Source organism: Gardnerella sp. 26-12 (assembly GCF_001660745.1).
In the GTDB taxonomy this organism is placed as follows: Bacteria; Actinomycetota; Actinomycetes; order Actinomycetales; family Bifidobacteriaceae; genus Bifidobacterium; species Bifidobacterium swidsinskii.
In genome coordinates this window covers 42,908-57,504 of sequence record NZ_LWSR01000001.1, presented here as the reverse complement: position 1 = coordinate 57,504, position 14,597 = coordinate 42,908, and the positions used below count along the sequence as shown (strand labels likewise).

The 14,597-nt window shown below is 46.0% G+C and carries 13 protein-coding genes; 11 read left to right on the top strand and 2 right to left on the bottom strand.

Translation table 11 applies throughout. The features are described 5' to 3' along the window. The first annotated feature begins 124 nt into the window (after nt 1-124). The 6 genes from A5295_RS00255 to A5295_RS00230 all read left to right on the top strand — a co-directional run bounded on the left by A5295_RS00255 (nt 125) and on the right by A5295_RS00230 (nt 8,272). The gene (locus tag A5295_RS00255) at nt 125-796 is read left to right on the top strand and encodes an L-threonylcarbamoyladenylate synthase (protein WP_064621397.1); all 672 of its coding nucleotides are present in this window, start codon (nt 125-127) and stop codon (nt 794-796) included. 127 nt (nt 797-923) lie between these two features. Then, nucleotides 924-2,027 carry an MraY family glycosyltransferase gene (locus A5295_RS00250; RefSeq protein ID WP_004108465.1) on the top strand — a complete coding sequence of 368 codons (1,104 nt, stop codon included), beginning with the start codon at nt 924-926 and terminating at the stop codon, nt 2,025-2,027. A gap of 236 nt (nt 2,028-2,263) precedes the next feature. Further along, nucleotides 2,264-3,808, top strand: coding sequence for an IMP dehydrogenase (gene guaB / locus A5295_RS00245; RefSeq protein ID WP_064621403.1), 1,545 nt, complete (start codon nt 2,264-2,266; stop codon nt 3,806-3,808). 194 nt (nt 3,809-4,002) lie between these two features. After that, nucleotides 4,003-4,710: an oligoribonuclease gene (gene orn / locus A5295_RS00240; protein ID WP_004107431.1), complete on the top strand. Its 708-nt coding sequence runs from the start codon at nt 4,003-4,005 to the stop codon at nt 4,708-4,710. Nucleotides 4,711-4,767: 57 nt separating this feature from the next. Next, nucleotides 4,768-6,225, top strand: a complete 1,458-nt coding sequence (locus A5295_RS00235) for a PIF1 family DEAD/DEAH box helicase (protein WP_064621396.1) — start codon at nt 4,768-4,770, stop codon at nt 6,223-6,225. A gap of 214 nt (nt 6,226-6,439) precedes the next feature. After that, complete coding sequence (locus A5295_RS00230; RefSeq protein WP_064621395.1) at nt 6,440-8,272, top strand: proline--tRNA ligase; 1,833 nt, start codon at nt 6,440-6,442, stop codon at nt 8,270-8,272. 123 nt (nt 8,273-8,395) lie between these two features. Here the strand turns inward: A5295_RS00230 and A5295_RS00225 are convergent, their stop codons facing one another. Next, on the bottom strand, nt 8,396-8,884 hold the full coding sequence (locus A5295_RS00225) for a single-stranded DNA-binding protein (RefSeq protein WP_033888461.1): 489 nt from the start codon (nt 8,882-8,884) through the stop codon (nt 8,396-8,398). A gap of 409 nt (nt 8,885-9,293) precedes the next feature. Between A5295_RS00225 and A5295_RS06425 the strand changes: the two genes are divergently transcribed. From A5295_RS06425 to A5295_RS06415, 3 genes are read left to right on the top strand one after another with little or no spacing between them, the layout of a single operon-like run. Next, nucleotides 9,294-9,599: a hypothetical protein gene (locus tag A5295_RS06425; RefSeq protein WP_231875256.1), complete on the top strand. Its 306-nt coding sequence runs from the start codon at nt 9,294-9,296 to the stop codon at nt 9,597-9,599. A gap of 10 nt (nt 9,600-9,609) precedes the next feature. After that, a complete protein-coding gene (locus A5295_RS06420; protein WP_231875255.1) occupies nt 9,610-10,089 on the top strand; it encodes a hypothetical protein in 480 nt (159 codons plus the stop codon). Continuing rightward, on the top strand, nt 10,068-10,256 hold the full coding sequence (locus A5295_RS06415) for a hypothetical protein (protein WP_219705501.1): 189 nt from the start codon (nt 10,068-10,070) through the stop codon (nt 10,254-10,256). Before A5295_RS06420 ends, A5295_RS06415 begins: the two co-directional genes overlap by 22 nt. A 91-nt stretch (nt 10,257-10,347) precedes the next feature. Here A5295_RS06415 and A5295_RS00215 read toward each other — a convergent pair whose 3' ends face one another. Continuing rightward, nucleotides 10,348-12,486, bottom strand: a complete 2,139-nt coding sequence (locus A5295_RS00215; RefSeq protein ID WP_064621394.1) for a M13 family metallopeptidase — start codon at nt 12,484-12,486, stop codon at nt 10,348-10,350. Between the two features lie 92 nt (nt 12,487-12,578). Here A5295_RS00215 and map point away from each other — a divergent pair, with 92 nt between their 5' ends. Next, a complete protein-coding gene (map, locus tag A5295_RS00210) occupies nt 12,579-13,352 on the top strand; it encodes a type I methionyl aminopeptidase (RefSeq protein ID WP_004120872.1) in 774 nt (257 codons plus the stop codon). A gap of 80 nt (nt 13,353-13,432) precedes the next feature. Next, the gene (gene prfB, locus A5295_RS00205; protein ID WP_012914383.1) at nt 13,433-14,569 is read left to right on the top strand and encodes a peptide chain release factor 2; all 1,137 of its coding nucleotides are present in this window, start codon (nt 13,433-13,435) and stop codon (nt 14,567-14,569) included. Nucleotides 14,570-14,597: the final 28 nt, after the last annotated feature.

The following is a 14,597-nucleotide window of genomic DNA, read 5'->3' as shown; positions in this document are numbered from 1 at the left end:
AGATGTGTATAAGAGACAGGCGGTACACTTTTGCGGAAAAGTAAAATTTTAATCAAAAATAAAACTTGACTCAAACAGAATAAAATAAGCAAAATAAGCAAAATAAGCAATAAAAGAGGCAAAAATGAGCAAAATTTGCAATATCAACGAAGAATCCCTGCAAATGGCAGCGCAAATTATTAACGAAGGCGGCGTAATCGTAGTGCCGACTGACACCGTGTACGGCGTTGCTTGCGATCCATTCAATGAAGCTGCTGTTGCAAAAATTTACGAGCTTAAGCGCAGACCGCACACAAAGGCGCTGCAAATTTTAATGAGTGGAGTGGAAGATTTAGAAAAACTTGGGCTTTATTTGCCTTCTCCGCTGGATATTCTAGGTAAAAAGTTCCTTCCGGGCGGATATTCTCCGATTGCGCGTGCGAAGAAGGATTCAGTTGCTTCAAATCTTGCAACGCTGTGCAAAACGAATGAAACTGATGCTCAAAACGATGCGAAAACTCAAGCAACTCAAGGCGTGCGCGTGCCGGATTGCCCTGAATTAATGCAAATTTTGCGAGTCACCGGTCCACTGGCTGCTTCTAGCGCGAATCGCAGCGGTAACGAAAGTGCAGACAGTGTAGAAGAAGCATTTGCAGCTTTCGGCAACGAAATTCCGCTGTATTTGAACGCAGGCCCGACTTGCTCGCACGTGGCAAGCACGGTAGTTGGCGCGGATTCAAGCGATAAAGACGGTATTGTGATTTTGCGCGAAGGTGTGATTTCGGAGAGTGAAATTCGTAATGCGTTAAGTGAGTAAGTTTATTAACTTATTTCTGGTACTAAATTTCTGGTACTAACAAATCGCTACAATCAAAATAAGCAAGCGAAAATTTAGCAAACGCTGCTAAAACCAACGAAGTAATCGCATAGCAAAGGACGCATTCATGAGGGTATACCTGTTTATTGCAGCAATTGCAGGCGGTGCTACGTGGCTTATTATGCCGCTTGTTCGTCACCTTGCAATCCGTATGGGTGCTGTTGGCAAAGTTCGCGCGCGCGATGTGCATACTATTCCAACGCCACGTATGGGTGGTGTAGGTATGCTTTTTGGTTTCGCAGTTGCGATGGCTTTCGCTAGTTCTATGCCATTTATTTCCGGGCTTTTTGCAGGAACGCACCAGCCGTGGGTTGTACTAGCAGGAGCCGTTATGATATGCCTGCTTGGGGTATGCGACGACATTTGGGATCTAGATTGGATGCTAAAGCTTGCCGGTCAGCTGCTTATAGCTGTTTTTGTAGCGTGGGGAGGGTTGCAAATCGTAACTTTGCCGCTAGGATCGCTCGTAACGGCATCTCCAAGCGTGTCAATCGCAATAACTGCAATACTAATCGTTGCTTCAATTAATGCAGTAAATTTTGTAGATGGGCTGGACGGACTGGCTTCTGGAATCGTTGCAATCGGCGGCATTGCCTTCGCAACATACTCATACATGCTTGCGCGCACGTCGCCATCCTACGCTTCAATGGCAACTCTTATTGACGTTGCAATGGTAGGTATGTGCGTTGGATTTATTATGCACAATTGGCATCCAGCAAAACTTTTTATGGGTGACTCAGGCTCCATGTTAATCGGCTACTTAATTACTTGCGCGTCGATTATTATGACCGGCCATTTGGATCCTTCCGCCGTTCATACGAGTATTTATTTGCCTGTATTTATGCCGATTTTGTTGCCGATTCTTGTGCTGTTTTTGCCGGTTCTTGACATGTGCTTGGCTATTTTTAGGCGTGTTGCTAAAGGGCAGTCGCCAATGCATCCGGATCGCATGCACTTGCATCATCGCATGCTGCGCATTGGGCATTCTGTGCAGGGTGCTGTGCTGATTTTGTGGGGATGGGCTGCGCTAATTGCGTTTGGCTCTATTATGATTTTGTTCTTTAAAGCTGTGTATGTGCTTGTTGGAATGATTCTTGCTGCTGCGCTACTTACTGTGCTCACAATGATGCCGTACTTGCGTTGTCGCCTGCCCGAACTTCGCAATTCGTAACAACTGCTTAATTTTGTTTTTCTTAATGTGGCGTGGCGCTCAAAACGTGCGAGTACGCTCGCGCTATAAGCGCTCGCTACGAAACTCGCGTTGGAAGTCCACTGGACTTCCAACTTGAGCGAGTTTCCGCTCCGAATTGCTTTCGCGCGCGCTGTGCTGCGCTCAAGCATGTCGTCGCGCCCGCGTTTGGAGGGTGCGTTTCGGCAAACGTCATAGCAAAAACGTATAGTAACCCTATGGCTACAACTGATATGAACACGGAATCCGTGTATGCTCCTGTTCCACCAATTTTCGAGAAGCTCGGTCTCGCTTATGACGATGTCCTTTTGCTTCCAAACGAAACTGATGTTATTCCGTCCGAAGTGGATACTTCCACTCGTCTGACTCGCGAAATTACCATGAAAGTGCCGACTATTTCGGCAGCTATGGATACTGTTACCGAGTCCGATATGGCTATTGCCATGGCGCGTAACGGTGGCATTGGAGTACTTCACCGCAATCTTTCTATTGATGATCAAGCTGCGCAGGTTGATATTGTTAAGCGCAGTGAATCCGGTATGATTACCGACCCGCTTACTGTTCACCCAGATGCTACGCTCGCCGATTTAGATAAATTGTGCGGGCGTTTCCATATTTCTGGTCTTCCGGTAGTGGATAGCGAAAATCGTTTAGTTGGTATTATTACCAACCGCGATATGCGTTTCATTGCTTCCGAAGACTACGATTGCTTGAAAGTTAAGGACGTGATGACGCGCGAAAATCTCGTCACCGGTCCTTCAAATATTTCTAAGGAAGATGCTCACCGCTTGCTTGCGGATAACAAGATTGAAAAGTTGCCTTTGGTTGATGCTGAAGGTAAGCTTACAGGCTTGATTACTGTTAAGGACTTTGTGAAGACTGAACAGTATCCGGATGCTACTAAGGATGATCAGGGTCGCTTGCGCGTTGCTGCTGGCATTGGCTTCTTGGGTGATGCTTGGCAGCGTGCGTGCGCTCTTATGGAAGCTGGAGTTGACGTGCTTGTGGTCGATACCGCAAACGGCGAGGCTCGCTTGGCTCTCGACATGATTCGTCGCATTAAGGCAGATAAGGCTTTCGACGGCGTGCAAATTATTGGCGGAAATATTGCAACTCGCCAAGGCGCACAGGCTATGATTGACGCTGGCGTTGACGCTGTAAAGGTTGGCGTTGGTCCAGGCTCTATTTGCACTACGCGTGTTGTTGCAGGCGTTGGCGTGCCTCAGCTTACCGCAGTTTACGATGCGGCTCAGGCTTGCAAGGCTGCTGGAATTCCATGCATTGCAGACGGTGGTATTCACTATTCCGGCGATATTGCTAAGGCTTTGGTTGCAGGCGCGGACACTGTTATGCTCGGCGGCACTTTGGCTGGATGTGAGGAAGCTCCAGGCGAGAAGGTTCTTCTTCACGGCAAGCAGTACAAACTTTACCGCGGCATGGGCTCGCTTGGTGCAATGGCTCCTCGCGGTAAGAAGTCTTATTCGAAGGATCGTTACTTCCAGGCAGACGTTACCAGCTCCGACAAGGTGGTTCCAGAAGGCGTTGAAGGCGAAGTTCCATATCGCGGTCCGCTTAACGCTGTGCTTTACCAGCTTCTCGGCGGCTTACACCAGTCAATGTTCTACGTTGGTGCGCACAATATTAAGGAAATGCAAGAGCGCGGCCGCTTTATTCGCATTACTGATGCTGGCCTTCGCGAATCTCATCCTCACGATATTGTGATGACTGCAGAAGCACCAAACTACAGCGGTTTCCACAACTAAGTCGCGTGGTGCGTAAGTTGCGCGATTAAATCGCGTATAAGTCGCGTATAAATCGCAAGTAATTTTGCATTAAACGACGAAAAGTTAAGCAAGTTATCTACAACTTGCCTGCTTTTCGTCGTTTTTAATACGCGTCTCGTCGGTACGAAGATGTAGGCTGATGGGTTCGAAAAAATATTAGGAAAGGAACGAAAATGGCTGAAGCTAAGGAAGATCTTACGTTTACGCCGGAAGAGTCGCGCTTAATTTGGATTGATTGCGAGATGACTGGACTCGATATTTTCCATGACGAATTATGCGAAGTATCTGTAGTTCCAACTGATTTTAATCTGAAAGTTTTGGACGACGGAATTGATTTAGTGATTAAGCCAAGCGACGCCGCTGTGGCTCATATGAACGATTTTGTGCGCAATATGCACACTTCTTCTGGACTTGTTGACGAGTGGAATAAAAACGGTTTGCCTTTGGAAGAAGCGCAAAAGCAGGTAGTTGAATACGTAAAGCGCTTCCTGCCGGCTCGCGGAAAAGCTCATCTTGCTGGAAACTCCGTTGGTTCCGACAAAAAGTTCCTCGACCGTTACATGCCAGATTTAATGGCAAATCTGCACTATCGTGTAATCGACGTAAGTACGTTGAAGGAAATTTCGCGCAGGCTTTACCCGGACGTTTACCGCAATAAGCCGGCAAAACACGGCGGTCACCGCGCGCTCGCGGATATTATTGAGTCGATTGATGAGCTTCGTTACTACCGCGATATGATGTTCGTTCCAGCTCCAGGCCCAAGCGAGTCTCAAGCAAAAGCCGGTGCGCAACACATTGAAAGCACGAGCTTGCTTCGTGACTATGAGCGTCGCGGAGAGGCGCTAGAAGACGTAAATTCCGCAGAAAAGCGCGACTACTAAACACAACGCTACTATTAAATAAAGCGCGACTACTAAACGCAATAAAAGGTACTGCCAATGAAGCAATCCGAAGCCTTAACCATAATCAACGCTGGCGCGAGCGCGTTCATTACCGGCGCTCCGGGTGCAGGTAAAACCTACGTATTAAACGAAGCTATTCGCGCAATGCGAAAGAACGGTTTAAGCGTTGCTGTAACTGCCTCTACCGGTATTGCGGCAACGCACTTAAACGGTCAAACCATTCACTCGTGGAGTGGAGTTGGAGTTTCAAACGCGCTTACGGATACGCTTCTTAAAACAATTAGAGCTAGGCGAGGAAAGCGCATAAAAGCCACGGACGTGCTCGTGTTGGACGAAGTTTCCATGATTCACGCGTGGCTTTTTGACATGGTTGATGAAGTTTGCCGGAAGGTGCGCAAAAATCCCGCTCCTTTCGGCGGGCTTCAAGTAGTTATTTCGGGCGACTTCTTCCAATTGCCGCCTGTTAGCACTTCTATGCGAAATCGTGACGTGTTCGAGCCGAGCTCGGAGTTTATTTCGTCGCGCGAAAAGTATACTGCAGCTGGAAAAAATCCGGAAGGCTATATTACGGAATCGTTTGCATGGGACGCTTTGAAACCTGTTGTGTGCTATTTAACTGAGCAACATCGTCAGGATGACGGCAAGTTGCTAGAAGTTTTGACGGATATTCGTAGCGGTCTCGTGAGTGACGACGATAAGCAAGTGCTTGCTAGCCGCCTTGGTGAGTATCCGCAAGATGACGAAGTTGCAGTACATCTTTTCCCAACGAACTCGCAAGCAGATGGCTTAAATAATATGCAGCTTGCGGAAATTGATTCTGAGCCTCACGAATTCGTTGCAACAGAAGCCGGGCCTAAAAATCTTGTTGATCGCTTAAAAAAGAATATGCTTGCTCCGGAGCGTTTAGTTTTAAAGGCTGGGGCTGCTGTGATGGCGTTGCGAAACGATCAGGAAAAGCAGTATGTAAACGGCTCTGTTGGGCGTGTGTTGCGTTTTGCGCCTGAATCTAAGGGCGGATGGCCGATTGTTGAGTTTGAAAACGGCAATATTGTAACTCTTAAGCCTGCAGCGTGGGAAATGACGGACGGTGAGACTGTACTTGCTAGCGTAAATCAAGTGCCTCTTCGTTGCGCGTGGGGAATTACGATTCATAAGTCGCAAGGTATGACTCTCGATAGTGCGGTAATGGATTTGCGTAGAACTTTCGCTCCCGGAATGGGATATGTTGCGCTTTCTCGCGTGGAAAATCTGGGCGGTCTTTATTTGGAAGGTATTAACGATCGCGCGTTTAGTGTTTCGGCGGATGCTGTACTGCTAGACGGATCTTTGCGTGAGGCGTCAAGGTGCGCAAGTGAGCTGCTTGCTAGCGATGGGGCTTCCTCGTTTGTTGCCAAAAAAGCAGATGGTGATTTTGCGGATCAGCAGGAGTTTAGTCTTTTTGAAAATGCCGGTGATGGCGTTACGGACGAATTTTCTTTCGACGACGAGTTTTAATATTCTATAAGTTTTTGCCTTGCGCACGGCATAAACTACTCGCGGCTGAGTCGTTTTGGTCGGATTTTGCCTTAGAAGCGGCATAAACTACTCACACCTGAGTTGTTTTGGTCGCTTTGTTATATTTTTGCACGTTATGATTTAATCGAGTATTACTTTTGTTGATGCGTGTAGACAAGTGTTTATGTCCTCATGCGCAAATAGATTGGAACGCATGAATTCCAATGTACTTCGTATGTCTCAGCTATTCCTTCGTACGCTGCGCGAGGATCCTGCAGACGCGGACGTGACTTCCGCAAAACTTATGCAGCGCGCAGGCTATATTCGTAAATCTGCACCAGGTGTGTGGACTTGGCTTCCGCTAGGACTTAAGGTTTTGAACAAGGTTCAGGCGATTATTCGCGACGAAATCAACGGTATCGGTGCGCAGGAAGTTCACTTCCCGGCACTTCTTCCGCGCGAGCCTTACGAGGCTACCAACCGTTGGGAAGAATATGGCGACAATATCTTCCGTCTTAAGGATCGCCACCAAGCTGACTATCTTCTTGCTCCAACGCACGAAGAAGTTTTCACGCTCCTTGTTAAGGATATGTATTCTTCGTACAAGGATTTACCAGTTACTTTGTACCAGATTCAAACGAAGTATCGCGACGAATTTCGCCCGCGCGCTGGCCTTATTCGCGGCCGCGAGTTTATTATGCAGGATGGTTACTCGTTCTCGATTGACGAAGATGGTTTGAAATCTGCTTACGTTGAGGAGCGCGCTGCTTACGCTCGAATTTTCGACCGTTTAGGAATTAAATACGTGATTGTTCACGCTGTTTCCGGCCCAATGGGTGGTTCTGATTCCGAGGAATTCTTGGCTCCAATGCCAATTGGTGAAGATACTTTTGCGCTCGCACCTTCAGGAAAAGCTTGGAATGTTGAGGCTCTTACCACTCCAGAAATGCAAGATGTTGATTACTCAGCAACTCCTGCAGCGCAATCTCTCGAAACTCCAGACGCTAAGACGATTGAAGCTTTGGTTAAGGTTTCTAACGACTTGCATCCGCGTAAAGATGGTCGCGAATGGCAAGCAGACGACACTTTGAAGAACTTGATTATTGCTGTTAAGCATCCGGCAGATGCTGAAGGCGGCGAGCATGAGGAGCCATGGCGCGAAATCGTGGCGATTGGTATTCCAGGGGATCGCCAAGTAGATATGAAGCGTCTTGAAGCTCAGTTTGCTCCTGCAGAAATCGAAGAAGCAACTGAGGATGATTTGAAGTCTCATCCTGAGTTCGTTAAGGGCTACATTGGTTTTAGCGTATTAGGTCCTCAAGCTCGCAAAGAGGGTAGGGGTATTGCAAATCCTGTCCGCTACTTGATGGATGCTCACGTTGCAAAGGGAAGTGCCTGGATTACAGGAGCTGACGAAGACGGAAAGCACGTTTACAACGCTGTTTACGGCCGCGATTTTGAGGCGGACGGTGTTGTTGAAGCAGCCCAGGTTCGCGATGGCGATATGAGCCCAGATGGTTCCGGTCCGTTGAGCTTCGAACGCGGTGTGGAAATCGGCCAGGTGTTCCAGCTTGGCTTAAAGTATTCTAAGGCTTTGGGCTTAAGCGTTCTTAACGAAAATGGTAAAGCTGTGCCAGTTTGGATGGGTTGCTACGGTATTGGCGTTAGCCGCGTGATCGCATGCTTGGCAGAAACACATCACGACGACGCTGGTCTCGCATGGCCTATGGCGATTGCTCCAGCTCAAGTTCATGTTGTTGCAACAGGCAAAGATCAAGTTGCTTTCGACGCTGCTGAAAAGGTTGTTGAAGAGCTTAGTAAGCAGGGAATCGAAGTAATCTTTGACGACCGTCCAAAGGTTTCTCCAGGCGTAAAGTTTAAGGATGCTGAGCTTGTTGGCGTGCCGCTGATTGCTGTTGCTGGTCGCGATACAGTGAACAATGGAACTATTGAAATCCGCAATCGCGATGGCTCAAACGTTGAGGCAGTTCCAGTTGACGAGGCTGCTGCTCGAATCGTATCTCGCATAAACGATTTGCTTAAGTAACGACCTGTTTTACAATTTGCCGCCAGGAATACTACTATTCTTGGCGGCATTATTTTATTGTATTCATATTAATTTATTGTGGTGTGAGTTTAGTGGATTTCTCGAATTGCGATTTTATTTTCCTTAAATATCAGTTTCGCCTCCAAATTCGTCATTCGAAATGTTTGCGTTAGAGTTATTTTGTTGTGCATTGTTCTTCTGCTGTACTTGATTACTTTCTTTCGTATGATCATTTTTAGCGGAATCAGCGTTTCGCTTTGTAAATTGCGTAGTTCCGCGATTTAAATCGTGCCCAATAGCAGAAGCTTCCAAAATTACGCGATTATAATCGTTTCCATCTTTTGTCCAGCTTTCTGTACTCAAATTGCCATATACAACGATTGCATCGCCTTTATGAACGCTTTTTAGCACGTTTGAAGCCAAAGTCCTATACGCTTTCACAGTCATCCAAGTAGTTGGACGCTCATGCCATTGCTGTTCGTCGTTGCGGTAATATGATTGCGTGCTCGCGATTCGTAGCGAACAAGCCGGAGAATTTTCACTTCGCCCAAAGTTTACAGGCTCAGCGCCTACGTATCCACTAATAGTCACGGTCGACTGTTGTTGTGCCATATTTCATAGTCCTTTCACAATTTGGACTGCAGCCATTTCAGCCCCGAAATACAGAGCCATCATTGCCTCTGAGCTTCGCAGCCACGAGGAAATGCCGCAGTAATAACAACTATGAACTTTGCGCAACAACTTTGCCAGCAAACTTTTCTATTGTGGTTAAAACCTAGGTTTTATCCACAATGTAATTAATCTCTTGACTACAGAAAAATATTTAGTAAAAGCTCAACAATTAACTGTACATGCGTAATCATTCCTCATTGCAGGGTAGTATTGAGCAAACGTATTGAAAATATTGAATGTAGTGAAGAAGATATTTATGGTGGAAAGTAATCAGCAATATGCGAAGCATAAATCTAATATGCGCATAAGTTAGGTTAGTATTCTTGTTATTTCGGCTGTATGCCTAACTGTGTGTGCAATATCGCAAAATTTTGCTGATTTTACTTTAGAACATTCTAAGGCGTATCATCAGGCGTATAATCGCGAATATCATCACGAATATCATCAAAATCCAATAATTCAAACAACTAATTCTGCTTCTTCTGCAGCTTTTATTCAGTCAAGTAATGTAGCGCGTTACGTTCTTTCGTCTATTCAAAACGCAAGATCTAGGCTTTACGATGATCGCAGCACGTATTTTAATGGCGTTCCTTTGCAAGATTACGTGAGCCGCTACGGTCTTACTAAAGAAGCGTATGTTAATAATATTCAGTAGGATTCTGCAAATGAAGAGGATGCTTTTCCGTCGCGCGCAAGAAACCGCTCAGCATGGGCAGTTTGGCCATTTTGGCCCAGATGGTGTTAGTGAGCCTGATTACACTGGCCGAAAGGCGTGGGGTGAAAATTTAAGTTGGGGTGTGGATCTTGCTGGTTCTATGCAATTGTGGATTCAAGATGAAGAGTCGGCTTTGCGCGCAACCGGCGAAAGTTTTAACGAAGATAATGGTCATTTGTATCAGATTTTGAATCCTAGCAATATTTCTTTCGGTTACGGAGAGGCTTCGGGCGGCCCTTATGGTGTTGTTGGAGCGTTGACACTGTCGGAATATAACGGTGATATTGATTATCTGGATGGCAAGATTGGCCCAGAATCTCCCGAAGAGCAAAAAAGCGTGCTGAAGAGGAGCGAAAGAAGAAGGAAGAGCAGAAGCGTAAAGACGAGGAAGCTAAGAAGAAAAAAGCTTTGGCTAAAAAGAAGCATTTGAAGCATAAGCATCATAAAAAGTTGGCGAAAGCTATGAAGAAAAATGCTTCAACGTATAAATTTATTGTGATTATTTTTGCGATTTTAAGCGTGCTGGTTTTGTGCACTATTGCAGTGGTGGCTTGGATTTTCTTAAGACGAAGAATGATTTCTAAAAATAGAAAATAATAAGCCTGCAAACGTTTATTAAGCGTCTGCAGGCTTCTATTTTTGACTTATTCGCGACTTATTTGCGATTTATTTGCGATTTATTCGCAACTTACCAAATGTGCACGCGCTCAGCAGGGTCGAGCCACATCTCGTCGCCTTCTTTAACGTCGAAGGCATCGTAGAACAAGTCTACGTTACGAGCAATGCCGTTAGTGCGGCATTCGGCTGGGGAGTGCGGGTCGATTTGAAGCAGCTGTTCCGCAATTTCATTACGAGCCTTGGAACGCCATACTAACGCGTAGCTTAAGAAGAATCGCTGCAAAGCAGTGAAACCATCTACTTCAGGAGCGTTCAGCAAAGTTTCGCGAATCGCATCTTCACTTCCGTCAATTTCATGCCCTTCACTCTTTTGCAAAGCGAAAGCGTATGCTTTAAGCGCAATAGTCACGCCGCTTAAATCGCCAATATTTTCGCCGATTGTTAAAGCACCGTTTACGTGAGGCATCGCATTGCGCTCTTCTTTGCTCTTCAAGTGAGAGTACTTAACAATAAGCTGCGTTGGTGTGAAAGCATTGTATTGCTCAATAAGCTTCTTAGTGCGCTCAGTGAAGTTGGTTTTGTCTTCTTCAGTCCACCAATTGTTAAGCATGCCGTCGCCGTCGTATTCGCAACCTTGGTCGTCAAAACCGTGGCCGATTTCGTGGCCAATCACTGCACCAATAGCGCCATAATTTGCTGCGTCTGGAGCGCTCGGGTTAAAGAATGGTGGTTGCAAAATTGCAGCAGGGAATACGATTACGTTAAGCAATGGATCGTAGTAAGCGTTCACAGTTTGCGGAGTCATCTGCCATTCTTCGCGATCCACGGGCTTTCCAGCTTTCGCAGTATTCTTACCGAAGCCAAATCGATAAACTTCGCGCATATTTTCAACTAAACCAGCGTCTTCCTTAATATTTAACGCAGAGTAGTCAACCCAATGGTTTGTGTAACCAATATTTGGCTCAAATTTACTAATCTTTTCCAAAGCCTTCGCTTTAGTTTCCTCACCAAGCCAGCTGCTGTGAGAAATCGACTCGCGGTAAGCGTTAATAAGATTGTCAACTAAGCCTTGCATATATTCCTTAGAAGACTCAGGGAAATGCAATCGCACGTATTCGCGTCCAACTTCCTCGCCGCAGGCATCGTCAACAACTCCGACTGCTCGCTTCCAGCGGTCGCGCTGCTTTGTGGCACCAGAAAGCACTTTGCCGTAGAAGTCGAATCGCGCTTGTGCAAAATCTTCACTAAGTAAGCTTGCCCAGCGCAAAATCACGTGCACGCGCGCCCAAAGCTTTAAATCTTCTAAGTCGGCTTCTTGCCAAATCTTATTCAAACCTTCCATAAAGCTTGGCTCGTGAACTACAACTTTGTTAAAAGCTTCACGAAGGTTGATTGGCTGATTTGTTGCTTCTTCGCAATTATCGTACGCTTTTTGAGTAGCGTCTAAGAAAGCGTCGAGATTAAGCGCTTCAAGAGTTTTTGCTAAATCGGCATAATTGTAAGGATTATAGGTTTTTTGAGAATCGCGAGTTGCTACGTTATCCCAATGGTAGCTCGCTATTTTAGTTTCAACATTCAAGAAACGCTCGGCTTGCGCTTGTGTAGTAGTTGCGTCTCCGTAGCCTGCTAAGCGCAGCAAAGAAGCTACCATTTTTACATATTCAGTGCGAATTGGAGCGTAGTTATCTTCGCGATAGTATGCTTCGTCTGGCAAGCCCAATCCCGATTGCTCAATATGCATAATATTCGTCTTAGGATCTTTAGGGTCTCCGTAAACGCCAAAATAAAACATTGCATCTGGACCGCCGTACGGATTAAGCGCGCCAATAGTGCGAACCAAATCTTCCTTAGTTTCTGCTGAATCCACAGCGTCTAAATCGCCCTTAATTGGCGTAATTCCAGCTTTTTCAATAGATGCGGTATCCAAATAGTTACGGTATAAGGTTTGCGACTTTTTGGCTGGGCAATTTTCGTTTTCTAAAATATCTCGAATTTGCTTTTCTGCATCTTCCGCAAGCTTGTGGAAAGCACCATACATTGGTTTGTCTTCTGGGAGAGTGTAAGTGTCAATCCAAGGACCGTTTATGTAACGGAATAAATCGTCTTGTGGTCGAGTAACCGAAGAGAAGGATGCAGGGTCGAAATCTACAGCAGAAATTTCCTTCTGTGATTCCTTATTATTACTATTATTTTCATTGTTGTTAGACATGTGCCTAGATTACATGTATTAAGCGACATCATTTAGCTAGTATTTTCGCTATATTTTGCTTTATTTTCGTGCCTGCGCGTTAGTCTTGAAGCATGATTGAACTTAAAACTCCATCTGAAATTGAAGCGATGAAGCCTGCAGGTCGCTTCGTCGGTAGTATTCTTAAAGACTTGAAAGCAATGACCAAAGTTGGCACGAATCTTCTTGAGATTGATGATTTCGTTCGCCAGCGTATTATGAGCCGCAAAGGTGCGTCTTCTTGCTATGTTGATTACGCTCCTGATTTTGGTACAGGTCCTTTTGCGCACTATATTTGCACGTCTGTAAACGATGCTGTTCTTCACGGAGTTCCTTTTGATTATAACCTTAAAGACGGCGATTTGTTGACTCTTGATTTGGCAATTAACGTAGACGGCTGGGTTGGAGATTCCGCTATTAGTTTCGTTGTTGGAAAGCATGCAGATCCTGAGGATTTGCGCTTGATTAAGTGCACTGAGGAAGCTTTGGAGGCTGGCATTAACATGGCTCAGCCTGGCAACCGTCTTGGCGATATTTCTGCAGCTGTTGGTTGCGTTGCTCACGAGTACGGCTACAGCGTAAATCTTGAGTTTGGCGGTCACGGAGTCGGTCATATTATGCATGGCGATCCGCACGTTCCTAACGATGGCACTGCTCACCACGGCTACAAGCTTCGCCCAGGTTTAGTTATTGCAATTGAGCCATGGTTCTTAAAGACTACTGACGAAATTTACCAGGATCCTAAGGATGGTTGGACTCTTCGCTCTGCTGATGGTTCTCGCGGTGCTCACAGCGAGCACACGATTGCAATTACGGAAAACGGTCCTGAGATTTTGACCGTGCGCTAAACTTATCAATAGTTGATTTTGTAAGTATTTTGCGAGTAGTAATTGCGTAAAACAGGTATGTAAAGAGGTACTTTAAGTAAATGGCGGAATTTGATTTTTCCCAAGCATTAAATGATGTTGAAGCAAAGTATTCTTCGATTTCTAAAGCACTAGACGTCGATTCGTTGAAGGCTACGATTGCTGATTTAGAAAAGCAGGCTGCAGAGCCTGGACTTTGGGATGATTCTGAGCATGCTCAGCAGGTTACGAGTAAGCTTTCCGCGGCTCAGTCTCAGTTGAAGCGTTTGCAAGCTGTAGATCAGCGCATTGAAGATACTAAGACTTTAATTGAGCTTGGCCAAGAAGAAGGCGATGCTGATTCTATGAGCGAGGCTCAAGAAGAGCTTGGAAATATTGCTCACGAGTTGGACGATATGGAGGTTCAGACTCTTCTTGACGGCGAATATGATGCTCGTTCTGCAGTTGTTACGATTCGCTCTGGTGCGGGCGGCGTGGATGCTGCTGATTTTGCTCAAATGCTTCTTCGTATGTACTTGCGCTGGGCTGAGCGAAACGGTTACAAAACTAAGATGATGGACACGTCTTATGCGGAAGAAGCTGGTATTAAATCCGCTACTTTCCAAGTGGATGCCCCGTACGCGTATGGTCGTCTTTCTGTAGAAGGCGGTACTCACAGAATGGTTCGTATTTCGCCATTCGATAATCAAGGCCGTCGACAGACTGGCTTTAGCGCAGTGGAAGTAATCCCTTTGGTTGAAGCTACAGATCATATTGATATTCCAGATTCGGATATTCGCGTGGATACTTTCCAGGCTTCAGGGCCAGGAGGTCAGGGCGTGAACACTACGTATTCTGCTGTTCGTATTACGCATTTGCCAACCGGCTTGGTTGTTTCTATGCAAGATGAGCGAAGTCAGATTCAGAACCGCGCCGCTGCAATGGCAGTTTTGCAATCGCGTTTGCTTGTGCTTAAGCATGCTGAGGAAGCTGCAAAAAAGAAGGAACTTGCTGGAGATATTAAGGCAAGTTGGGGAGATCAAATGCGCTCTTACGTGCTTCACCCTTATCAGATGGTGAAGGATTTGCGCACTGGTTACGAAACTTCACAAACTCAAGCTGTTTTTGACGGCGATATTGACGGTTTTATTGAAGCTGGCATTCGTTGGCGTCACGAGCAGCGAGTTGCAGCTCAAAAAGAAGCTGAAGCAGAATCTTAAATAAAACTAAAGCTAGAACTAAAAACCA